This is a genomic window from Streptomyces sp. NPDC047043 (assembly GCF_040644055.1).
Taxonomy (GTDB): Bacteria; Actinomycetota; Actinomycetes; order Streptomycetales; family Streptomycetaceae; genus Streptomyces.
On record NZ_JBEYVO010000003.1, the window covers coordinates 169640 to 190544 of the forward strand.

Here is a 20905-nt window from a genome sequence, read left to right on the forward strand (position 1 = left end):
GCGGGCCCTACCAGTGTTCCTTGGTGTCCGGGCGGATGCGCCGGACCTTCCTGGCCCCGCACCGGGCGGCGACGTCGCAGAGGGTGGCGGCCAGCAGCGGCAGGGTGCGCAGACCGGCCAGCAGTAAACGCTGGTTGACGACCGTGTCGGGGTTCCAGCGGTACTTGTACGGCTCGTCGCCGCGCAGCAGGCTCAGCACCCGGCTCTCACCGCCGGACGCGAGGCGCTCGGTGGACGCGCGCAGCAGCATCGTCGCCACGTCCACCCTGCGCTCCCGCAGCCCCGGATGGAAGCCGTACAGGTACTGGCCCGCCAGCCCGCCCGACAGCAGATGCAGGTTGACCGCCACCACCGCGCCGTCGAGCAGGAACTCCGTCAGCGTGGCCTGACCGGACCGGGCCATCGGGACCACCGAGCGGACCAGGTGCTCCAGGAAACGCGGCCGGATGTGCTCGGGCGTCATCTTCTTGCCCTCCCACTGCAGGCGGTGCAGGTCGATCAGCCGCCGCAGCGCGGTCTCCGTCTCGTCGGGACTCACCCCGCGCCACTCGACACCGACCTTGCCGCACCTGTTGATCTTGTTGCGCACCCGCTGGGCCCGCGCCGGCGGCAGCCGCTTGACCAACTCCGTCATGGGTACGGCGGGCAGCTCCAGGCACGCCGAGTCCTGCAGGCGGCGGCGCGGACCGCGCCAGTGCCGGTAGACCTGCTCCACCGCGCTGCCCGGCCGCACCTCCCGGAAGTCGATCAGAGCAGTGCGGGCCGCGCCGGCCAGGGCGTCCGCCAGGGCCACGCTGCCCTGCTCGGCGGCGCTCTCGTCGATCAGCACGTCGCAGAAGTCGGAGATGGCACCGCCGATCGGCACCAGCTTGGGCAGTGGATGCCGCACCCGCATCAGCGGCGCGGCGGCCACCAGTTCACCGTCCCGGCGGACCAGGAACAGCCGCAGCCCGTCGGGTGTGCCGTAGGAGAGCCACCAGGAGTGCAGCCAGGCATGGCTCTGGAACGGTGTCGCCGACGGGCAGGCCCCGTGCAGGCGTGCCCACTCCTCGGACAGCGCGGCGAACGTGCGCTCGTCGGTGCACAGTTCCACCGACATCGCGCGGGCGGGCGTGGTCGTCGGAGCGCTCATCGGGCGTCCGCGGCGTGGGTCGGGGCGGGCACCGTCGGCTGGCCCGCGCCGTCCCCCTCCTCGGCCCGCCGCGGCCGGGCCAGCAGCACCAGGCCGCCCAGCAGACCTCCGGCGCTCGCACCCACCAGCCCGGCCAGCTTCGGCGAGACGGACGACGGTTCGGTGGGCTTCAGAGCGCGGGAGAGCCGCTCGAGCCGGATGCCGGTGGTGGCCTTGGTGTGGCTCGCCTGCGTGACGAGCGCGCCGGACACGGCGTCGGCCATGTCGACGGCCTGGGCAGGGCTCGTCGAGGTCGCCGAGACGGAGACCATCGGCGCGTCCGGCGAGGTCGCGACCTGCACGTTCTTGCGCAGCTTCGCGGCCGGCACACCCGCCGCCACCTGCGCGTCCCCGAGCACCGCGAGCTGCGGGGCCACCCGGCCGTACGCCTGCGCGAAGCCGAGTGCGTCGGCGCAGTCGACGTCGGAGCGGCCGGCCGCCACGGCGACGACGGAACTCGTCGCCGTGTACTGCGGCGGCTTCACCGTTCCGTACGCGCCGCCGGCCACGGCTCCGAGCAGCGCGCCGGCCGGCAGCAGCCACCACGAGGGCAGCCGCCTCGCACGTGCGCTCGCACGGTGCCGGTCACGCTGAGCGGGGTTGTCGGTCATCGAGAACTCACTTCCAGGGTCGAGCCGGCCAGGGCGGCCGTGTACACATCCATCAACTGCCGGGCGCTGTACGCGATGTCGTAGCGCCGCACGGCCTCCGGGGCGGTTCGCCCGCCCGGGCCCGCGGCCCGCAGCCGCAGCAGTTCCCGCACGTACGCCCCGGTGCCGCCGGTGATGCGCAGGGCGCCGGGTGCCGCGTCGGGCGGCAGGTCCTCCACGGCGGGGCAGCTCGCGTACAGCACGGGGAGCCCGGCGGCCAGCGCCTCCACCACGGCCAGCCCGAAGGCCTCCTCGGCCGACGGCGAGGCGAGCACGTCCATCGCGCACAGCAGCGCGACCAGGTCGGGCGCGTCGTCGCCGGGGTCCGGCAGACAGGGCCGCTCGCCCGTCAGCACCAGCCGGTCCGCGACCCCCAGCGCCCGCGCGGAGCGCCTGAGCGCCGTCTCCTCGGGCCCGCCGCCCACCAGCAGCAGCCGTACGTCGCCGGGCAGCCGGGACAGCGCGTGCACCAGCAGGTCGAATCGCTTGCCCCGGGCGAGGCGCCCCACCCCGCCGATGACGTACGCGTCCTCCGGCAGCCCGTAGTAGGCCCGGGCCTCCTTGCGGCGCACCTCGTCGAAGCGGAAGCGGGGCGCGTCGATGCCGTTCGGGATGACGCGGATACGGGGCCCGGGCACGCCCCAGTGGCGCAGTCGCTCGGCCACCGTCGGCGAGACGGCGACCGTGGCGCGGCCGAGGCGCTCGCCCGCCAGGTACAGCGCGCGTACGCCCGCGGTCAGCGGCCGGCCCTCCAGCAGGGTGTCGCCGATCGAGTGCTCGGTGGCCACGACGGCCCGGACTCCCGCGAGCCGCGCCGCGATCCGGCCGTACAGGCAGGCCCGGTACAGGTGGGTGTGCACGAGGTCGTAGCCGCCGGCCCGGATCAGCCGGGTCAGGCGGGGCAGTGCGCCGAGGTCGCGGTTGCCGGTCATCCCGAGGTGGGTGACGCGGACACCGTCGGCGGCCAGGCCCGCGGCAACCGGGCCGGGGTTGGTCAGGGTCACCACGTCGCACTGCGCGGGAAGGTGCCGCAACAGCAGGCGCAGCTGCTGTTCCGCTCCGCCGACGCCGAGGCCGGTGATGACGTGCAGGGCCCTCACACGGCCTCCACAGCGCGGCCGTAGAGCCGGGCCAGGCGTCGCTTCAGCGCCAGCCGCGCCGGGGTGTCGGCCATCCCGACGTGGATGCGGGGCAGCGCGAAGTCGCCGCAGCCCTCCGGGCCGGGGGTGATCGAGCACGCATAGCGGTAGCCGGCCAGGCGCACGGCGGCGGCGACGCGCTCGTCGAGGTAGCCGTACGGGTAGCAGAAGCCGTCGATGTCACCGCCGGTGATCGCGGCGAGCAGATGCCGGCTGTCGGTGACCTCGCTGTGCAGCACCTCGTCCGTGACCTTGGTCAGGTCGAGGTGGGTCAGGCCGTGCGAGGCGATCTCCATGCCGGCGGCCGCGGCGCGGTGGATGCCGGCCACGTCGAGCAGCGGCTTGCGCGGCCCGAGCGGCTCCCACCCGTTCTCGCCGCCGAGCCGCCCGGGCAGCACGAACACGGTCGCGGTGAAGCCCCAGCGGTACAGCACGGGCAGCGCGCAGCTGATGAAGTCGGCGTACCCGTCGTCGAAGGTGAGGCCCACCAGCCCGCGCTCGGTGCCGCGGGCGCGGGCCGCGAGCAGCTCTCGCATGCTCACCCCGCGCAGGCCGCGGTCGGACATCCAGCCGAGCTGGCGGTCGAGGCACGCGGGCGTGACGGTGACGTTGTAGGGATCCTCCGGGCAGTCCGAGACGGAGTGGTACATGGCCACCCAGACGGCGGGGCCACGCTTGGAGCGCCTTTTGGCGGGTGTGTGCGGTGCAGCGGAGACGTCAGCGACCATGGACCGGCTTTCGGGTGAGGGAGTGACGGAGGAAGTGCACGACGGGAAGCAGTAGGGACCGGGCGTCCGCCGCGTCGAGGATCCACGCCAGCAGCAGGAACACGGCGGTCACGGAGAAGGAGCAGACGGCGACGGACGCCGCGGGCGAGGTGAACAGCCCCGCGCTCAGCAGCCCAACACCGGTGGCGCACAGGGCCGCGAACACCGGCCGGACCAGCTGGCCGACGACCCGGCGGACCTGCACGGGCACACTGCGCGGCCCCAGGCCCTGCAGCATGAGCAGCGCGGTGACGGTGATGCCGATCGCGTTGCCCGCGGCGATACCGCGCGCCCCCCAGGGCCCGACGGCCCAGGCATTGACGACGACGGTGACGAGCGCGCCCACCCCCATCGCGCCCAGCGGGAACCACGTGGTGCGCCCGGCCGCGAAGTACGACCGCACGAGCGCCCCCACCAGCGTCTGCCCGAGCAGCCCGGCCGCGTACACCCGCATGACCGAGGCGGTCGCCGCGGTGTCCTGAGCGGTGAACGCCCCGCGCTGGAACAGGAGTTGGACGATCTGCGGGGCGCAGGCCACGACCACCGCGGCGCCCAGCAGGACGAGACAGGCGATCAGCGCGATGTCCCGCTCGACCCGGTCCCGGGCCCCCTCGGTGTCGCCCTCGGCGATGGCCTGCGCCACCACCGGGAAGGTGACGACGCACACCATCATCGACAGCGACATCGGCAACTGGGCGATCTTCTGGGCGTAGTTGAGGTGCGAGATGGCCCCGGCGGGCAGCGCCGAGGCGAAGTGGCGCTCGATGAGGACCTGCGACTGCCGGCACAGCGCGAACAGCAGCACCGCGGCGACGAGCCCGGACGACAGCGTCCGCCCGCCACCCCCGTCGTAGCCGCACTCGGCCCGCCCGGACCGCTTGGCGATCCGCCGCACCAGCGACGGCGTCTGTACGGCGACCATGAGGCACCCGCCGAGCGCGACACCGAGAGCGGCGGACCGCACGCCCCAGCGCTCACCGACGACGAACATCGTGGTGATGATCGCGATGTTGTACGCGATGTAGATCGCGCCGGGAGCCAGATACGAACGGTGCGCCCGCAGCGCCGCGCTGCAGTACCCGGCCAGCCCGAAGCTCAGCACACAGGTCGCGGTCAGCCGGGTGCAGGACACGGCGAGCGACGGGTCGGGCAGACCGGGCGCGAGAGCGGAGACCAGCAGCGGCGCCCCGGCCACCAGCGCGGCGGCCGTCGCGGCGAAGACCAGGCACAGCCGCGGCAACGAGGCGCCGACCAGGGCGCGTACGGGATCGAGGGCGCCGTTCCCGCGCGCCCGGCGCGCCAGCGCCATGCTGAACGCGGGCACCAGCACGAACGCCATGCCGTCCTCGATCAGCAGCGTCGCCGCCAGTTCGGGCACGGTCCAGGCCACCAGGAACGCGTCGGTCGCCTCACCGGCACCGAAGAGGTGCGCGAGCGCCTGGTCCCGGCCGAGGCCGAGGACCGCCCCGGCCATGGACAGCACGGCGGACAGCAGCGTCGCCTTGGCGAGGAAGCGGCCCGAGCCGGTGTCCGCGCGCAGGGCACCGGCCGGGCCGTGGCCGTCGCCCGCCGGGAGCGTGCCGTCCAGCCCGGTCGTGTGGTCGTAGGGGCCCGCGGTCCGCGCGGGACCGGGCCTCATCGCGCGTCCGATTCGGCGGCGGGGCCGGTCGTCGCCCCGCCCGCCAGCGACCACCAGGCGGCGAGGCCGAAGCAGACGGCCGTCAGGGTGGTGGAGGGTCCGCCGATGTCGGCGTACAGGAAGTTCACCAGTTGCCACAGCAGCAGTCCGCAGGCCGCGAGCGCGCAGTCCCGGGCGGGTCCGGCCCGCCGCAGCCGGCGCAGTGCGCAGACCAGCAGGGCCGGCCAGCTGCCCGCCACAGTGAGCAGGCCCAGCAGACCCTGCTCGCTCAGGACCAGCATGTACATGTTGTGCGGGGAGAGCAGGGGCTGGCGCCGGAAGGCCTGACCCGCGCCCTCGGTGTCGCTGCCCGACGACAGCGCGAGCGAGGCGTGGGAGTCCCGGTAGGCGGGGAAGGCCTTCAGGCCCACGCCCGTCACCGGGTGCTCGCGCCATATGTCGGTGGCCGCCGCCCACATCGTGTAGCGGTCGAGGACCGACTGGTCAGGAGTGTCGGTGACCTGGGTGATGCTGGACAGCCGCTCCTGCAGCGCCGAGCCGCCCACACCGAACCCGCCCACCAGCACCACCGCGGCCGCGGCCGCCGCCGCGAACAGCTTCAACGCCCGCCGCACTCCCGCCAACAGCAGCAGCGCCCCGCAGGCCGCGGCCGTAGCGATCCAGGCACCCCGGCTGAACGACATCGCGAGCGGCACGAGCAGCGCAACCGCACACCCGGCCGCCACGACCCGCTGCCGGCGCGCCCGTGCCCCGAGGGCGAGACCGGTCAGGGCCACCACACCGGACGCGACGACGCTGGCCATCCCCATCACGTCGGACGGCCCGAACGTGCCCACCGCCCGGATGTCGGCCCCCTGGTACGAGGCCCCGGTCCCGGTCAGGTACTGGTGCACGCCGACGGCCCCCTGCCACAGCGCGAGTCCGGCCAGCGACCAGAGCACCAGCCGGGCGTCGCGCCGGTCGCGCACCAGCAGCACCACCCCGAGCGGGACCAGCACGAAAACCTGCAGATAGCGGGCCAGTCCGTCGATCCCGTCGCCGGGCGTCACCGCCCCGGTCGCGGCGACCGCGACACCCACCACGGGCAGCCCGAGCACGACCGCCGCCGTCCGCGTCAGCGGACGCTGCGTCCGCCCCACACTGCGTACGGCGGCCCAGAGCACGACCAGCCCGCAGGCCAGGTCGGCGGGCGTGGCGCCGCTGTCCGGCTCGGCCGGCAGCGCCAGCAGGGCGACCACCGCCACGACGGGCAGCACGGGAGCGGCCCGGCGCAGCGCCGACAGCGGCGGTACGAGCGGTACGGAGGCCGCCGAGGGAGTGCTCACCGGCGCTCAGCTCCCCGTCGGACGTACGAACAGGGCCGCCGTACGCACCAGGATGCAGATGTCCTGCCACAGCGACCAGTTGTCGATGTAGGCGTTGTCGAAGCGGCACCGGTCCTCGATGGAGGTGTCGCCGCGCAGCCCGTGGATCTGGGCGAGCCCGGTGATGCCGGTCGGCATCCGGTGACGCTCCGAGTAGCACGGGTAGGTCTGGCTGAACTGGGCGACGAAATAAGGCCGTTCGGGCCGCGGGCCGACCAGGCTCATGTCGCCGCGGCAGACGTTCCACAGCTGCAGCAGCTCGTCCAGCGAGGTGCGGCGCAGGAACTGGCAGAAGCGGCTCATCTCCTGCTCGTTCGCGACGCTCCAGCGGGTCGCCGCCTCGTGCGCGCTGGCGGGCCGGTGGGTGCGGAACTTCAGCAGCGTGAACGGCCGTCCGTCCTTGCCGATCCGCTCCTGCCGGAACACCACGCCGGGCCCGTCCTTGACCCGCAGCACGACCGCGCACACCAGCAGCACCGGACAGGCCAGCAACAGCAGCGACCCCGCCAGCACCACGTCGAGCACCCGCTTGCCCGTGCTGCCGGGCCGCCGGCCTCCCGGACACAGCAACCTGCGGGAGAAACCGGCCAGATGCCCGGCGCTCTCACGCCGCCCACCGGTGCGGTACGACGGCGCGTACGCGTCCAGCTCCCACAGCACGCATCCGTACGCGGCGAGATCCCGCAGCACGGGTGCCTTCTCCAGCCGCGTGGTGGCCCCCACGACGAGCACCGTCTCCACACCGTTCTGGACGACCGCCCGACGCGTCGCCTGATCCGTCGTCAGCACCGGCAGCTCGGGGCCGTCTCCGGAGTCGGCGAGGACGTCCAGCGGGCCGGTGACCAGGCCGATCGGCCTTACTCCGCAGCCCGGTCGGCGCAGCAGCGCGGCGGCGACGGTCCGCGCCGTGGCGATCGGGCCGACCACCAGGGCGGGGCTGGGCCCGCGCAGCAGCGTCCGCTGTGCGTGCACCGCCGCGCGGCCGGCACAGGCCGCGGCGCAGTGCACGGCGAACGCGACGCCCAGCACGGTCGGCGGAATCGGCCGCAGCGGGGAGAACGCCGCGACGGCCGCCCAGCCGAGGGCGATCCGCCCGCAGAGGGAGGGGAAGACGTCGAGCACACCGGGCACGACCCAGAGGTCGTACAGACGGGCCCGCCGGTTCAGTCCCATCACACCGAGGGCCAGCAGAACGATGAGCAACGGGTACCTGTGGGCTCCGGGCACGACGAGGGCCCCCAGCACAGCTGCGCCGCCGTCGACGAGGAGCAGGGGCAGCCGGGCGGTCCGGCGCGGACGGCGGGCCCTCCTTCCGGGGGGCAGTCCGCGCCCGGCTGCGGGGCCGCGCTGGTCGAGGACGGAGACAGCGTGCTCTGCCGTCCGCGGCTGCTGCCCCGTAGGAGAGGGGACGGTACTTTCCGCAGTCATCTGGTGGTGCACTTCCTGCTCTCGTTGGGTGCGACGGCCGGCGTGCCAACGACGCCGAGCAGTTCGCGGTACACGTCGGTCACGGCCTCGGCCGCGCGCCGTAGATCGTGAGCGGCGAGCACATGCCGGCGGCCCTGCGCGCCCAGCGCCGCGCGCAGCTGCCCGTCCCGCAACAGCGCCGTCAGCGCCCGCGCCAGCGCTGCGGGGTCCTCCGGCGGCACCAGGCAGTACGGCAGTTGCTCCGGCGGCAGGCTCTCGCGCGCCCCGTCCACGTCCGTGACGACGACCGGCCGGGCGCACGCCATGGCCTCCAGCGGGGCGAGCGCCATGCCCTCCCAGCGGGACGGCAGGACCACGAGGTCGGCGGCCCGGTACCAGGGGGCGGCGTCGGCCGCGGCACCGGCGAAGCTCACCGACTCGGGCGCACAGCCGCGCAGTTGCTCCGCATCCGGACCGTCGCCGACCAGCACCAACCGCGCACCGGCCACCTCTCGCACCACCTCCGGCCAGGCCCGGAGCAGCACGTCCTGCCCCTTCTGACGGCACAGCCGGCCCACGCACACGACCAGCGGACCCGCCCCGGACGCCGCGTCGTCCCCCTCCGGCCGGAACCGATGCGTGTCGACACCGTTGGGGACCACGCGCCAAGGGGCGCTGATTCCGCACCGTTCCCCGGTACGCCGCTCCGCCTCGCTCACGCACACGACACGGTTCGCCCACCGCGCCCCGAACCGCTCCCAGCCCAGCGCCAGCCGCGCGACGACTCCGTCCGCGGCCTCGAACGACCAGGCGTGCGGCTGGAAGACGGTCGGGAGGCGGCCGCGCACCGCGAGCCGGGCCGCGAGCCCCGCCTTCGCGCTGTGCGCATGCACCAGGTGCGGTCCCACGTCGCGCAGAATCCGCGCCAACTGCCTTACTTCGCGCGGGAGTCGGGAGCCCGGCGAGCGGGTCGCGTCCCAGCGGAGCACCGTGCAGCCCGGCGTGCGCAGGGCGTTCGTCAGCGTTCCCCCCTCCGGACAGGCCACGCTCACCCGCAGTCCCGCGGCGAGCTGAGCCGCCACCAGGTCCGTCACGACCCGCGCGACACCGCCCTCGACGGGCTGGGCGACATGCAGGATGTGCGGGGAAATACGCATGAGCGAGGCTGCCCTTCCGAACAAAAGAGTCCGAGCCGGGGCCAGGACGTGCGGCTCGTGTTTCCGATATAAAATCCCGCACCCGTTCGAGAGCGTGAGTTCCGTTGTTTCGACCGGCATCGCCGACTTTACGAGGTGAGCAACTGTAGCCGCTCATCCGTATTTAGCTGCCGACCCGTCAACTGTGTCGGAATGGTGGCGTTTCCATGGGCTATTTGTCGCGTCGGACCACCCATTCGGAGCAGGGGTGTCGGCAACAGGGTTTCCACAAAGCCCCGTCCTCGTTAGGCCAGGAGAAGTGAGGCTTACGAAAGAAAGGCACACGATGAAGACTCTGAAGGCTGCCGCCGTCGTCGCCGGCTCCCTTGCCATCGCCGGCGTTGCCCTGCCCGCCGTCGCGGCGGACATGCCGGCGCAGGGCCTTGTGGACAGCGGAAAGATGGTCGCGGGCGGTGTCCCGGAGGCAGCCAAGGTGTCGACCGGCTACGTGGGCGACAACGTCAAGGACGTGGCGTCGGGCGTGAAGGACGGTGTGAAGAACTCGGGAGTCGTGAAGACCCCCGTCGTCGGCAGCACTGTTCCGAAGGCCGCCCTGCCGGGTCCCGTCGACGGCCAGCTGCTCGGTGGGCTGCCGCTCGGCAAGGGCAAGTAGGCAGTCCTGTAGAGCAGGTTGGGCGATTCGGGTCGGCTCCGCATTCCTCGGAGCCGGCCCTTTTGGCATATGCGGGGGAGTGCGGCCGTCATGGCGAGGGACTGCGATCGCCCGGCGTGCGCTGGGCCAAACGAACGACTCGGGGTGACCGAATGCGGGAGAGCGCCGTTGGTCCCATTGGAATGACCCCAGTTCGTACGTCGGGGTCCTCCGCCGACGCGAGCCGGCAGGAATGCCGTAGGCGGTGGGGCGCTTTCCCTCCTCCTTGTTGCGCGCCTTACTCGACCGGCGACATATCTGCCGGCCTTCGTCGGCCGTCTCCTGACCGCGGGGCCTGTCTGCATCCGACGCAGACAGGCCCCGCGGGCTTTTGCGGAACTCGGCAGAATCGCGCGGACGCACGGAAAAGCCGATGGCGGCCCACCGGAACTCCGGCGGGCCGCCATCGGGTGAAGTACGGCTCAGAAGAGGAAGCCGCCGTGGTACGGGGCGTTCTGCGACTGGTCGACCTTGTCCGTGTTGCACGCGGCGTAGTGCGAGTTCGGCGCGGCCACGCCTCCGAGGACGGCGCCGTTGGACCACGGGGCGATGCAGCGACCGTCGATGAGCGAGCCGTTGACGATGGCCAAGCCCTGCTGGGGGGCGTTCACGACGACCGGGCCCTGCGAGAAGCCGTTGCCGCCGGTGACGGTGGTGTTGGTGTCGTCGGCCGAGGCAACTCCGCCGGCCGCGAGGACGATGCCCGCGGCGAGGGCGGAAATGGCCGTAACCTTGTTACGCATGAGATGCGCCTTTCGGTGGGGCGGTTGGGATTTCCGTGCTCCGAATTGCTCGGTGCAGGTCAGAAGAGCAGGCCGCCCTTGTAGGCAGCGTTCTGCGACTGGTCGACCTTCGCCGTGTTGCACGCGGCGTAGTGCGAGTTCGGGGCGACGGTGCCGGCGAGGACGGCGCCGTTCGACCACGGCGCGACGCAACGGAGGTCGACGGCCGTGCCGTTGACGACGGCAACGCCCTGCTGGGGGGCGTTCACGACGACCGGGGCCGACGAGAAGCCGTCACCGCCGGTGACCTCGGTGCAGTTGTCGGCTGCGGCGGTGCCGGCCGCCGCCAGGACGATGCCTGCGGCGAGAGCGGAGATTGCCGAAACCTTGTTACGCATGAGATGCGCCTTTCCAGGGTGTGTTCGGGGATACGCCTGCTCCGAATTGCTCGGTGCAGGTCAGAAGAGCAGGCCGCCCTTGTAAACGTCGTTCTGCGACTGGTCGACCTTGTCCGTGTTGCACGCGGCGTAGTGCGAGTTCGGGGCGACGGTGCCGGCGAGGACGGCGCCGTTGGACCACGGCGCGATGCAGCGACCGTCGATGAGCGTTCCGTTGACGATGAGGACGCCCTGCTGGGGGGCGTTCACGACGACCGGGGACGACGAAAAGCCTTTGCCGCCGGTGACGGTGGTGTTGGTGTCGCTGGCAGAGGCAACGCCGACGCTGCTCATGACAGCACCGAGTGTGAGGGCAGTGATGACCGCGAACTTCCTGGGCACGTCGATTCCTTCCTGAATTCCACGGTTGCGCACGCTTGCATACCAGGAAACCTTGATATGCGCGTATAAGTCACGGGAAGAGCGTCTAATGCGGGCTGATTCCATCGGATGGCGCAATGCAGCCTGTTCCGGCAGGACGAGCGGGAATGGAGGGGGCGGTATCCACGCGGCTCATCAATGGGCGCCAACGCGTGTCCGGCCCACCGGAAGGGAGAGGGCCGGTGGGCCGGAAAGACGGTTCGTGGGTCCCGGCGGTATTCGGAGACCGCCGAGTCCGGATGGGGAGCTGTGCGTGACGGACGAGCGTCAGAATTCCGGGCCCGCCTGCTACGGCTTTCGCCGTACGGCCGGCTCCTACGGTTTCCGCGCAGTCACCGGCTGATCAAGGTACCGAGGCCGGCAGCGGTCGGCGCCTCGAGCGGGTGGACCTGGACGGCGCCGTTCCCGGCCGGGTTCTTCAGCGGGAGGGTGGGCTTCTTGGCGGCGTTCGGGTCCATGCCGTCCAGGTAGACGCCGGAGAGGCCGGCGGTCTTGTTGGCTCCGGAGACGGCCTGGTTCGTGTCGAAGGCGCTACCGTTGGTCAACTTGCCCTTGTTGGCCAGTCGCGCCACGGTGTCGGCCGCGGGCACGACCGCCGGAGTCACCTTGGTCGGGGACATGAGACCGAGCAGGCCACCGTTCGAGGGGGCCGGAGCCGGGGCGGCCGACGCCGCAACGGCGGAACCGCCCACGAGACTCGCGCCGATGGCCAGCGCAGCAGTTGTGAAAACTGCCTTCTTCATGATTCACCTCGATTGAAAGTACCTGTGATCCGACGGCTGGAGAACATAGCAGTCCAAGGCCTGTGTAAAAGCGGCGCGCTACTCCATACGCATGAAATTCGGTGGGGTGAACAATGCCTTGAGTGCGGTGCCGTCGGAGGGATTCACATCTGGTCGTTGAATCGATTGATCGTATGGTGCACCAGGCTTTGATCACATCAATAATCCGAAAGAGGAATTTCGGCCCGACAGTCGGAATCCTGGCCGGTCCGCTCCCTTCGCAGCCCTACTCTCGCCGCCATGACTGCCGACAGTGCCAAGTTCACACCGACCGCGTCCGCTGCCGTCTCCACCGGCAAGTCGCTTGTCTGGTCCGAGGAGTTCAACGCCCCGATCGCCTGGGGCGCCAAGTGGGTCGGCGACAGAACCAGCGCCTACCGCTACGGGAACCACAACCCGGACGACAACAAGCTCGACTGGCTCGACCCCGGCTGTGTGTCCGTCTCCGGCGGTGTGGTCACCTTCACCGCCACCCCGGCCGGCCACACTCTCGAGAACGGTCTGCAGGCCTGGCGCACCGGACTGCTCACCACCGAGTACTCCGCCGAGGGCTTCCAGGTCAGGACCGGCGACCACGTCGAGACCCGTGTGAAGCTGCCTTCTCGGGACGGTGCCTGGCCGGCGCTGTGGACCTGGAAGGACGGCCGGAACGAGATCGACACCTTCGAGTACCACCCGGACAACCCGCACCTGCTGGAGCTGTCCAACCACGTCCACTCCGGCTGCACGTACCACACCGACGCCGAGGCGATCGTCCCCGACGAGTGGGTGACCATCGGCAGTTGCTACGGAGAGCACTCCGTCGACTGGTACGTCGACGGCGAACGCGTCTTCCGGGACGGGACCGGAGTGGGGGTCGACTGGTCGGCGTACCTGATCCTGAACCTGTCGTTGTGCGCCGGGCAGTACCACCCGGCCCCCTCCGCGCCGGGGCCGATCACCTTCTCGGCAAGCCACCTCCGCGTCTACAGATAACGCGTCTTCAGACAACAAGGCGTATCGCGGCCACCGCTCTCCGCGTCACCCTTCTGGTCGGCTTTGCCGGTCCGGCCGCGGTTGCGGCCCACTCGGTCCGAGAGCGTATCCACACGACGTCCCATGCCCCCGTCCCCGGCGCGGACGCGCTGCTCGCCCAGGTCAAGAGCCTCGGCGATCTCGGCAGCGAGCTCACTCCGGTCACCGCCCTGCTCGACGAAGTGCTCAAGGCCGACAACGGCCAACTGCCGACCGACCAGGCGCAGAAGCTCGTCACTGCCGTGAGGGACGCCATCGCCAAGGCCTCCGCGGCAGCCCACACGGTTTTGGCCACGACGACCACCGTCGCCGTGCCGGTCACCAAGTTCGCAGCCGTCGGCAAGGCGCCGGCGGCCAAGGATCTCAAGGGCGACGCGCTCGCCGCCCTGCAGAAGGCGACCGACACCCTGCTCGCCGCCATCACCTCGGGCGACGCGAGCAAGGTCGTCCCGGCGGTCACCGGCATGGTGACCGGACTGGTCAACTACCTTGCCGCGACACTGCTCGCCGGCGGGCTGCCCGCAGCGAACCTGCCGGGTCTGCCCGGCCTGCCACTGCCGTTGCGGGTCGGGTGATCCTTCTCCGCCGCCGGACCGGCCACCGTGGCCGGTCCGGCGGCGGAGACGTTCGCGTCCCTCGTCCGTGTGGCCGGACCCGGTGGCATCGGCCGGACGGGTGAGCAGGGGCCGGGTCGCTCGCGGCCCGTCGGTAGGGTCGCGCGATGACCTCAACCCCAAGCGACACCAGCCCCTCCGGCATCGCCGAGCTCGGCACGCTCGTCCTGCTGCCCTGGAGCGGCGAGGCCCCGGACGGAAGCGACATGCCGTATCTGCTGGCCTACTCGCTCGGAGACGCGGAGGGCGGTCCGGAGGCGACGGCCGCCGCGGTGGAGGGGTTGTTGGCGAGCAACGGGCTGTCGGTCGGCGGGAATCTACTCGACGGCACCGCCATGCCGGGCCTGGCCGTCACCCTGCGCGTCGAGGGCGGGCAGGTGGGCGTCGGCCTGCCGCAGCTGGGCGCCCGGTGCGCCGCTCCGCCGGAATGGCTCGCGGCGATCGCCGAACGCGGTTACGCCTACCTCGTGTTCACCACCCGCGCCTGGCCCGAGGGCCGGCCCGGCCGGGCGATCGAGCCGGCCGCGCTGGCCGCCTTCGCCGGTGCCGAGCAGACCTTGCGGGCCGCCGCGCACGTCCTCCTGCCGGCGCTCGGCCCGCGCGGCTGATGCGGCGGGCCGCGGGCGGGCCCGCGTTCGCCGTGCTGCTGGTGCTCACCGGCGCGGCCGGGCTGCTGGCCTCCTGGGTCATCACGCTCGACAAGTTCAAGCTCCTGGAGGACCCCGGCTTCGTCCCGGGGTGCAGCCTGAACCCGGTGGTGTCGTGCGGCAGCGTGATGAAGAGCGACCAGGCCCAGGCCTTCGGCTTCCCCAATCCGATGCTCGGTCTGGTGGCCTACGGCATCGTCGTCTGCGTCGGAGTGAGCCTGCTGGCCGGGGCGACGTTCCCCGGCTGGTACTGGCTGACCTTCGAGGCGGGCTGTCTGTTCGGGATCGGGTTCGTGTCCTGGCTGCAGTTCGAGTCGCTGTACCGGATCGGTGCGCTGTGCCTGTGGTGCTGTCTGGCCTGGGTCGCGACGATCCTCCTGTTCTGGTATGTGACGTCGTTCGTCGTGCGGGGCGGCTTCCTGCCCGCTCCTGGCCTGGTGAAGGGCTTCTTCGAGGAGTTCACCTGGGTGCTGCCGCTGCTGCACGTCGGAGTCGTCGGGATGCTGATCCTGACCCGCTGGTGGTCCTTCTGGACGACGTGATGGTTACTGCGGCCGGGCGATTCTTCAACCGACGGCGGGGCCGTACCTGAGCTGAGGTCGGCCACCTGAGCAACCCTTGCCGGACAGCACCGGACGAGGGAGTGAGTCATGGTCGTCACCGCCGGCGGAGTGCCGAAGGGTGCGGAGCAGGGGACCGGGAGCCCGGCGAGAAGCAGGCCCGAGCCGCGGCCGTGGCAGGCGATAAGGCGCAGGCTGCTCGCCTCCTTCGCGGCCCTGGCGCTCGCTCCCCTCGTCGCCGCCTCGCGCGCGCAGCGGCCCGTAAACGGTTCCGCAGCACCCGAGGGCGCGGGGGCCACGGCCTTCGACGAGATCTACCAAGGCCGCCGTATCCGGGGCACCTTGCTCGCCGCCGACGAATGCGGCGCCGACGACTACGAGTGGCAGGTCACCGTGGACGGTCACCCGCTGCACCTGATGCGCCGCGCCGACGGCAGCTGGCTGACCATGGTCGACCACTACAGCTCGTACCGCACCTCGCTGGAGGCGACGAGGGCGGCCGTCGACGAACTCGGCCCCGGACGGCGGCTGCGCGATCTGGCCCCCGGCCCGCTCGGCGGAAGGTATCTGCACATGGGGGCGACGCATGGCGTACGTGCGTAAGGACGTCAGCATGCTGACCAGCGCCGAGCGGCGGCGGTTCGTGAACGCCCTGCTCGAGATCAAATGGCGTGGTGTGTACGACGAGTTCGTGCGGATGCACATCGCGTACTACACCGCCGACGGTGAACGCGGCCTGCGTGCGGCCCACATGGGACCCTCCTTCCTGCCCTGGCACCGCCGCTTCCTGCTGGAGCTGGAGGGGGCGCTGCGCCGGGTCGACCCGGCGGTGACGGTGCCGTACTGGGACTGGACAAGGCACCGTTCGACGACCTCTCTGCCCTGGACCGACGACCTGCTCGGCGGCAACGGCCGCAGCTCGGACCGCATGGTCGTCACCGGGCCGTTCGCGTACACGCAGGGCTACTGGACCATCAGGGAGGGCGTCACCGACGGGCCGTTCCTGACCCGGGACCTCGGGCGGCCCGCCGACCCCATCACGCTGCCGACGAAGGCCGAGCTGGATTCCGCGCTCGCCGAGCGGGTCTACGACACCTCGCCCTGGGACTCCACCTGCACCAAGGGGTTCCGCAACAAGCTGGAGGGGTGGAAGACCGGGCGGGACGACGTCCACTGGCGCAACCACAACCGCGTGCACCGCTGGGTCGGCGGGGCCATGCTCGGCGGGGCCTCCGTCAACGACCCCGTGTTCTGGCTGCACCACGCCTTCGTCGACATGCAGTGGACCCGCTGGCAGCGCAGACACAAGGGGGCCGGCTATCTGCCGGCCAGGCAGCCCGGCCCCGGCGACGCGCAGAGCGGGCGGATCGTCGCCCGGCACGAGAAGATGCCGCCGTGGGGTGTGACGCCGGACGAGATGGAGGACGTGAGCCGGATCTACCGGTACGCCTGACCCGGCGTCACGTCGGCAGCCGTGCTCAGCCCAGCCGTCGTACCGGTGACCCGTCCAGGAACGCCCGGATGTCCTCCACCGTCTCCCCGTAGTACGTCTCGTAGTTGGACCGCGAGACATAGCCGAGGTGGGGTGTGGCGAGCAGGCGGGGGGCCGTGCGCATCGGGTGGTCGGCGGGGAGGGGCTCGAGGTCGAAGACGTCGATGCCGGCGCCGGCGATGCGGCTCTCGTGCAGGGCGGCGAGCAGGGCGTCCTGGTCGACGATCGCGGCGCGCGAGGTGTTGATCAGGTGCGCGGTGGGCTTGAGCAGGGCGAGTTCGGCGGGGCCGAGCAGGCCGCGGGTGCGGTCGCTCAGGGCCAGGTGGACCGAGACGAAGTCGCTGGTCGACAGCAACTCCTCCTTGGAGGCGGCGAGTTCGACGCCCACCTCGTCGGCGTACTCCTTGGTGAGGTTCTGGCTCCAGGCGGTGACGTGCATGCCGAAGGCGAGGCCCACGTGCGCCACGCGGCTGCCGATCTTGCCGAGGCCGAGCAGGCCGAGGCGGCGGCCGTGCAGGTCGGCGCCGACCGTCTGCTGCCAAGGGCCGCCGGAGCGAAGGGAGTTGGCCTCCTCGACGATGCCGCGGGCGAGGCCGAGGAGCAGGGCCCAGGTCAGTTCGACGGGCGGCGTCGAGGAGCTCGCCGTGCCGCACACGATGACGCCGTGCGCCTCGGCGGCGGCGTGGTCGATGACGGTGTTGCGCATGCCGGAGGCGACGAGCAGCTGCAGACGGGGCAGACGGGCGAGGAGGGAGGCGGGGAAGGGGACGCGCTCGCGCAGGGTGACGACGATGTCGAACTCGGCGAGGGCGGCGGCCAGTTCGTCCTCGGTGGCGAAGTGTTCGGGGAAGGACGTGACCTCCACCCGGTCGGCCACCGGTGACCAGTCGGCGAGCTCCGTCGCCACCTGCTGGTAGTCGTCGAGTACGGCGCAGCGCAGTCGCACGGCGGGTCCCTTTCTTCGGCGTACCTGGTCCGGTCAGTAATGGTCCCGCATGAGGTCGGTGGCCCAGTCGGGTTGGGCGGTGGGGCCGGGGGCGGTTCTTGCCGCGCTGGGCGAGGACGTCTCGTATGTGCCCTGCCTTCCTGGGGAGTTGAGCGGGTGGTGAGGCGCCGTCAGTGGGCGATCCGCCCGGCCTTGGCCTGTACGTGGGCGACGTAGCGGACGGTGAAGACCATCGGGACGGCGAAGCCGGCGATCTGGATGAGGGTGGCGGGGGTGGAGTGGCCGTGTCCGGTGTGGGCCTCGTAGGCCAGCGCCAGGGCGGTCAGCACGAAGGCCGCGGTCCACACGGCGGTGATGACGACGTTGACGCGGATGAACGGCTTGAGCTCCCACAGCTCACGGGGCGTGGTGCGCTTGGCGATGCCCAGCGTGAACGGGCGCCCGATGGCCAGCGAGCCCCCGGCGATGACCGCGAGGACGCCGGAGGACAGGGCCGCGGAGTAGGCGTGGATGCCGGAGTGCGGGTCCGCGAAGGCGATGGCCGCCAGGGCGGCGAAGTAGGCCGCCGAGCCCGTTTCGATGATGAGCGCGTCGAATCCGGCGCCCGACCGCTTCTGCTCGACGATGATCGCCACCGCGACCACCAGGGCCGCCAGGGCGCCCCACTGCCAGTCTCCCGAGGGGATGACGGCGAAGACGATCCACGGCAGGAAGGTACGCAGGTACGACATCGGGGACCCCCGGTTTTTAAGTTCCTCTTCCAACATGTCAAAACTAGAAGGTCGCACTGTGACATGTCAATAGTGGAAGGTGGAGGGTAGGGTGAGTGCATGAGCCTTCGACATGCACTGCTCGGGCTCCTCTCGGAGCGCCCCGCCAGCGGGTACGACCTGCTGAAACTGTTCGAGACGTCGCTCGCCAACGTCTGGCCCGCGACGCAGAGCCAGATCTACACGGAGCTCACCAAGCTGGCCGGCACCGGTCTGATCACGGTGGCGGCGGAGGGCCCGCGTGGCCGCAAGGAGTACGCCATCACCGACGAGGGGCTGGTGGAGCTGCGGCACTGGCTGACCGAGACCCCTCCACAGCGGAACACCCGCAGCGACGTACTGCTGCGGGTGTTCTTCCTCGGAGTGCTGACGCCCGATCAGGCGCGGTCCTATCTCACCGAGTTGATGGAGATGTCCGAACAGGGAGCGGAGAGCCTGCGCCGCCTGTCGGACTCCATCGACTGGGACGACGACAACCTGTCGGTCTACGGCCGGATCGCCCTGGAGTATGGCTTGCGGTTCAACGCGATGCGGCGGGAGTGGGCTGAGTGGGCGGCCGAGCAGATCAAGTAGTCATGTCTTTCGAGGCGGCGCGGGTCGGCTTGCCCAGCGCCCAGAACAGCACGCCGAGGAGCATGAACCCGACCAGGGGGATGGCCTCCGTCAGCAGGTACTTGACGCGCTCGTCGTGACTCCAGCCGTCCGGCGCGTAGTCGGCGCTGAACCAGTTGTCGCCGGCCCCGGGGGCGACGAGCTGCAGGGTGGCGAACAGGACGAGCAGCGTGAGGACGATGCTGATGGCCAGGGGAGCGGGCGCCTTGTAGGGGCGGGGGACGTCCGGGGCCTTGCGGCGCAGGACCGCGAGGGCCGGGAAGATGCCCAGGTAGCTGACCAGCGTGGTGGAGACGGCCAGGCCCAGGACGGCGCCGAAGAGCTTCGCCGCGCTGCCGTTGGTCAGTTCGTGGGCCAGCACCAGTACGACGGTGGAGACCAGGCCGCTGAGGATGTTGACCCGCACCGGTGTGCCGAAGCGGCTGGAGATGACGCCGAGGAAACGGGGCGCGGCGCCGTCGTAGCCGGAGACGGCGAGGGCTCGGTCGGAGCCCATGACCCAAGTCACGCCGGAGGACAGCACCGTGAGGATGAACATGATCGCGGCGAGGTCCCCGAGCGCGCTGCCGGCACCGCTCAGCGTGGCCGTGCCGTCGGAGGCGACGTGGCCGCCGTACACGGTGAAGACCTGGCGGATCGCGTCGATGAAGCCGCCGAGACCGGTGATGGCCTTGACCGGCAGGACGACCAGGATGCCGAGGATCGGCAGCGCGTAGAGCAGGACGGCGAGGCCGGCGCTGCGGAAGATGGCGAAGGGTACGTCCTTCTGAGCGTCGGTCATCTCCTCGCCGGCGGTGTTGGGCAGCTCGAAACCGACGTAGTTGAACATCAGGACCGGCACCAGGCCGACGAATCCCACGTACGTCGGGGAGAAGTCGCCGAGCCCGAAGCCGTGCAGGCCGTGCTTGATGCCGTAGATGACGACGGTGACGGTGAACAGGCCGAGCAGGACGAAGCGGCTCCAGGCGCCGACGGTGGGGATCCACTTGCCGACGTCGAAGGAGAGGATCGCGGCGAGCACGCCCACCCACACGAACACCAGGGTGAAGACGTAGAAGGCCGGGGTGCTCAGGTCCTTGCCGTCGTTGAAGAAGGTGGTGAAGGCCGTGACGGCGGAGACGGAGAGCGTGCCGCCGAGCCACACCGGATTGGTGATCCAGTACAGGAAATTGTTGACGGCGCCTGCCAGGCGTCCGAAGGCGCGACTGGTCCAGATGTAGGGGCCGCCCTCGTCGGGGAACGCGGCCCCGAGCTCGGCGGTCAGCAGCGCGGACGGCACGAAGAACAGGACGGCCAGCACGATCAGCCAGGTGAAGGCTTCGGCACCGGACGAGGCCACCGTGCCGATGGTGTCCACGCCGACGATGGTGCAGAGAAGGAAGAAGAGGATGTCGAAGCGGCCGAAGTGCTTGCGCAGCTTCTGCCGTTCCGTCTGGGCTGCCGCCGGCGCGCCGGTCGGCTCGAATGCTATTTGCTCAGCGGCCACCGGGAGCTCCTGCGTGTGGGTGGGTGCGGGCGCGAGATTTGGCCAATGATCTGCCGCCGCACAAAAGCCCACAAGCGTTCATGGACAAGTCTTGACCATGACTTCTTCGCACGAAGCCACCGGAAACCGCACAGAAACATGGGGGTGGCAGTGGAGAGGAGTGGAAGCGCCCCCGGCAGGACTCGAACCTGCGGCCAAGCGCTTAGAAGGCGCCTGCTCTATCCACTGAGCTACGGGGGCCGGGTGTGTGGCCTCTGTCTTGGGTGCCCGGGTGTGGGCCGGTCCGTGACGTTGCCGGGGACAAGGATAGGGCTCCCGCGTCCTTGTCCCTGTTGCTTCGCCTCCGTGGCTCGATGTGGAGGTTCGGTGAAGCGGTCCTGATAATCGCAGGCAGGTACGAATCGTGCATCGCTTTTGGGCCCTTGCGCACCGGGTGTTGTGCACTCGTTATGCCTGG

The 20905-nt window shown here is 71.1% G+C and carries 23 protein-coding genes and 1 tRNA gene; 8 read left to right on the plus strand and 16 right to left on the minus strand.

Features of this window, described 5'->3' with window-relative positions:
- Positions 1-7: 7 nt before the first annotated feature.
- Genes ABZ880_RS05965 through ABZ880_RS06000 form a run of 8 tightly spaced genes read right to left on the minus strand, consistent with a single transcriptional unit; the run spans position 8 to position 9294 of the window.
- On the minus strand, positions 8-1132 hold the full coding sequence (locus tag ABZ880_RS05965) for a GNAT family N-acetyltransferase (protein ID WP_361257531.1): 1125 nt from the start codon (positions 1130-1132) through the stop codon (positions 8-10).
- Positions 1129-1782 (minus strand): lipopolysaccharide biosynthesis protein, encoded by a 654-nt coding sequence (locus ABZ880_RS05970; RefSeq protein ID WP_361257534.1) that lies wholly within the window; start codon positions 1780-1782, stop codon positions 1129-1131. Before ABZ880_RS05970 ends, ABZ880_RS05965 begins: the two co-directional genes overlap by 4 nt.
- Complete coding sequence (locus tag ABZ880_RS05975; protein ID WP_361257538.1) at positions 1779-2921, minus strand: glycosyltransferase; 1143 nt, start codon at positions 2919-2921, stop codon at positions 1779-1781. Before ABZ880_RS05975 ends, ABZ880_RS05970 begins: the two co-directional genes overlap by 4 nt.
- The gene (locus tag ABZ880_RS05980) at positions 2918-3688 is read right to left on the minus strand and encodes a polysaccharide deacetylase family protein (RefSeq protein ID WP_361257541.1); all 771 of its coding nucleotides are present in this window, start codon (positions 3686-3688) and stop codon (positions 2918-2920) included. Before ABZ880_RS05980 ends, ABZ880_RS05975 begins: the two co-directional genes overlap by 4 nt.
- Positions 3678-5366 (minus strand): lipid II flippase MurJ, encoded by a 1689-nt coding sequence (locus ABZ880_RS05985; protein WP_361257544.1) that lies wholly within the window; start codon positions 5364-5366, stop codon positions 3678-3680. Before ABZ880_RS05985 ends, ABZ880_RS05980 begins: the two co-directional genes overlap by 11 nt.
- The gene (locus ABZ880_RS05990) at positions 5363-6691 is read right to left on the minus strand and encodes an O-antigen ligase family protein (RefSeq protein ID WP_361257547.1); all 1329 of its coding nucleotides are present in this window, start codon (positions 6689-6691) and stop codon (positions 5363-5365) included. The genes ABZ880_RS05985 and ABZ880_RS05990 overlap by 4 nt, the downstream gene beginning before the upstream one ends.
- 6 nt (positions 6692-6697) lie before the next feature.
- Entirely contained in the window at positions 6698-8158 is a 1461-nt protein-coding gene (locus ABZ880_RS05995; protein WP_361257550.1) for an exopolysaccharide biosynthesis polyprenyl glycosylphosphotransferase, read from the minus strand.
- Complete coding sequence (locus tag ABZ880_RS06000) at positions 8155-9294, minus strand: glycosyltransferase family 4 protein (protein WP_361257553.1); 1140 nt, start codon at positions 9292-9294, stop codon at positions 8155-8157. Before ABZ880_RS06000 ends, ABZ880_RS05995 begins: the two co-directional genes overlap by 4 nt.
- A gap of 325 nt (positions 9295-9619) precedes the next feature.
- Here ABZ880_RS06000 and ABZ880_RS06005 point away from each other — a divergent pair, with 325 nt between their 5' ends.
- Entirely contained in the window at positions 9620-9946 is a 327-nt protein-coding gene (locus ABZ880_RS06005) for a hypothetical protein (protein WP_361257556.1), read from the plus strand.
- Between the two features lie 461 nt (positions 9947-10407).
- Here the strand turns inward: ABZ880_RS06005 and ABZ880_RS06010 are convergent, their stop codons facing one another.
- The 4 genes from ABZ880_RS06010 to ABZ880_RS06025 all read right to left on the minus strand — a co-directional run bounded on the left by ABZ880_RS06010 (position 10408) and on the right by ABZ880_RS06025 (position 12268).
- The gene (locus ABZ880_RS06010) at positions 10408-10728 is read right to left on the minus strand and encodes a hypothetical protein (protein ID WP_361257559.1); all 321 of its coding nucleotides are present in this window, start codon (positions 10726-10728) and stop codon (positions 10408-10410) included.
- 59 nt (positions 10729-10787) lie between these two features.
- Complete coding sequence (locus tag ABZ880_RS06015; RefSeq protein ID WP_361257562.1) at positions 10788-11105, minus strand: hypothetical protein; 318 nt, start codon at positions 11103-11105, stop codon at positions 10788-10790.
- 60 nt (positions 11106-11165) lie between these two features.
- The gene (locus ABZ880_RS06020) at positions 11166-11486 is read right to left on the minus strand and encodes a hypothetical protein (protein WP_361258177.1); all 321 of its coding nucleotides are present in this window, start codon (positions 11484-11486) and stop codon (positions 11166-11168) included.
- A 371-nt stretch (positions 11487-11857) separates the two neighbouring features.
- Positions 11858-12268 (minus strand): hypothetical protein, encoded by a 411-nt coding sequence (locus ABZ880_RS06025; protein WP_361257564.1) that lies wholly within the window; start codon positions 12266-12268, stop codon positions 11858-11860.
- 279 nt (positions 12269-12547) lie between these two features.
- On the opposite strand from ABZ880_RS06025, the gene ABZ880_RS06030 reads away from it, so the two are divergent.
- From ABZ880_RS06030 to ABZ880_RS06055, 6 genes are all read left to right on the plus strand, one after another.
- Positions 12548-13282: a beta-glucanase gene (locus ABZ880_RS06030; protein ID WP_361257567.1), complete on the plus strand. Its 735-nt coding sequence runs from the start codon at positions 12548-12550 to the stop codon at positions 13280-13282.
- A gap of 221 nt (positions 13283-13503) precedes the next feature.
- Positions 13504-13896: a hypothetical protein gene (locus ABZ880_RS06035; protein ID WP_361257569.1), complete on the plus strand. Its 393-nt coding sequence runs from the start codon at positions 13504-13506 to the stop codon at positions 13894-13896.
- A gap of 146 nt (positions 13897-14042) precedes the next feature.
- Positions 14043-14543, plus strand: coding sequence for a DUF5949 family protein (locus ABZ880_RS06040; RefSeq protein WP_361257572.1), 501 nt, complete (start codon positions 14043-14045; stop codon positions 14541-14543).
- Positions 14543-15124: a vitamin K epoxide reductase family protein gene (locus ABZ880_RS06045; protein ID WP_361257575.1), complete on the plus strand. Its 582-nt coding sequence runs from the start codon at positions 14543-14545 to the stop codon at positions 15122-15124. The genes ABZ880_RS06040 and ABZ880_RS06045 overlap by 1 nt, the downstream gene beginning before the upstream one ends.
- A 108-nt stretch (positions 15125-15232) precedes the next feature.
- Positions 15233-15745 carry a tyrosinase family oxidase copper chaperone gene (locus tag ABZ880_RS06050; RefSeq protein ID WP_361257578.1) on the plus strand — a complete coding sequence of 171 codons (513 nt, stop codon included), beginning with the start codon at positions 15233-15235 and terminating at the stop codon, positions 15743-15745.
- A complete protein-coding gene (locus tag ABZ880_RS06055) occupies positions 15729-16595 on the plus strand; it encodes a tyrosinase family protein (protein WP_361257580.1) in 867 nt (288 codons plus the stop codon). Before ABZ880_RS06050 ends, ABZ880_RS06055 begins: the two co-directional genes overlap by 17 nt.
- Positions 16596-16620: 25 nt before the next feature.
- On the opposite strand, the gene ABZ880_RS06060 is transcribed toward ABZ880_RS06055, so the two are convergent.
- Together ABZ880_RS06060 and ABZ880_RS06065 are read right to left on the minus strand one after the other, a co-directional pair.
- Entirely contained in the window at positions 16621-17580 is a 960-nt protein-coding gene (locus ABZ880_RS06060; protein ID WP_361257583.1) for a D-2-hydroxyacid dehydrogenase family protein, read from the minus strand.
- A 170-nt stretch (positions 17581-17750) separates the two neighbouring features.
- Positions 17751-18311, minus strand: coding sequence for a hypothetical protein (locus ABZ880_RS06065; RefSeq protein WP_361257586.1), 561 nt, complete (start codon positions 18309-18311; stop codon positions 17751-17753).
- A 99-nt stretch (positions 18312-18410) separates the two neighbouring features.
- Here ABZ880_RS06065 and ABZ880_RS06070 point away from each other — a divergent pair, with 99 nt between their 5' ends.
- Positions 18411-18923: a PadR family transcriptional regulator gene (locus ABZ880_RS06070; RefSeq protein ID WP_361257590.1), complete on the plus strand. Its 513-nt coding sequence runs from the start codon at positions 18411-18413 to the stop codon at positions 18921-18923.
- Here the strand turns inward: ABZ880_RS06070 and ABZ880_RS06075 are convergent.
- Entirely contained in the window at positions 18916-20448 is a 1533-nt protein-coding gene (locus ABZ880_RS06075) for an APC family permease (protein WP_361257593.1), read from the minus strand. The two genes, ABZ880_RS06070 and ABZ880_RS06075, sit on opposite strands and share 8 nt — an antisense overlap.
- 167 nt (positions 20449-20615) lie before the next feature.
- A tRNA-Arg gene (locus ABZ880_RS06080) sits at positions 20616-20688 on the minus strand.
- Between the last annotated feature and the right edge of the window lie 217 nt (positions 20689-20905).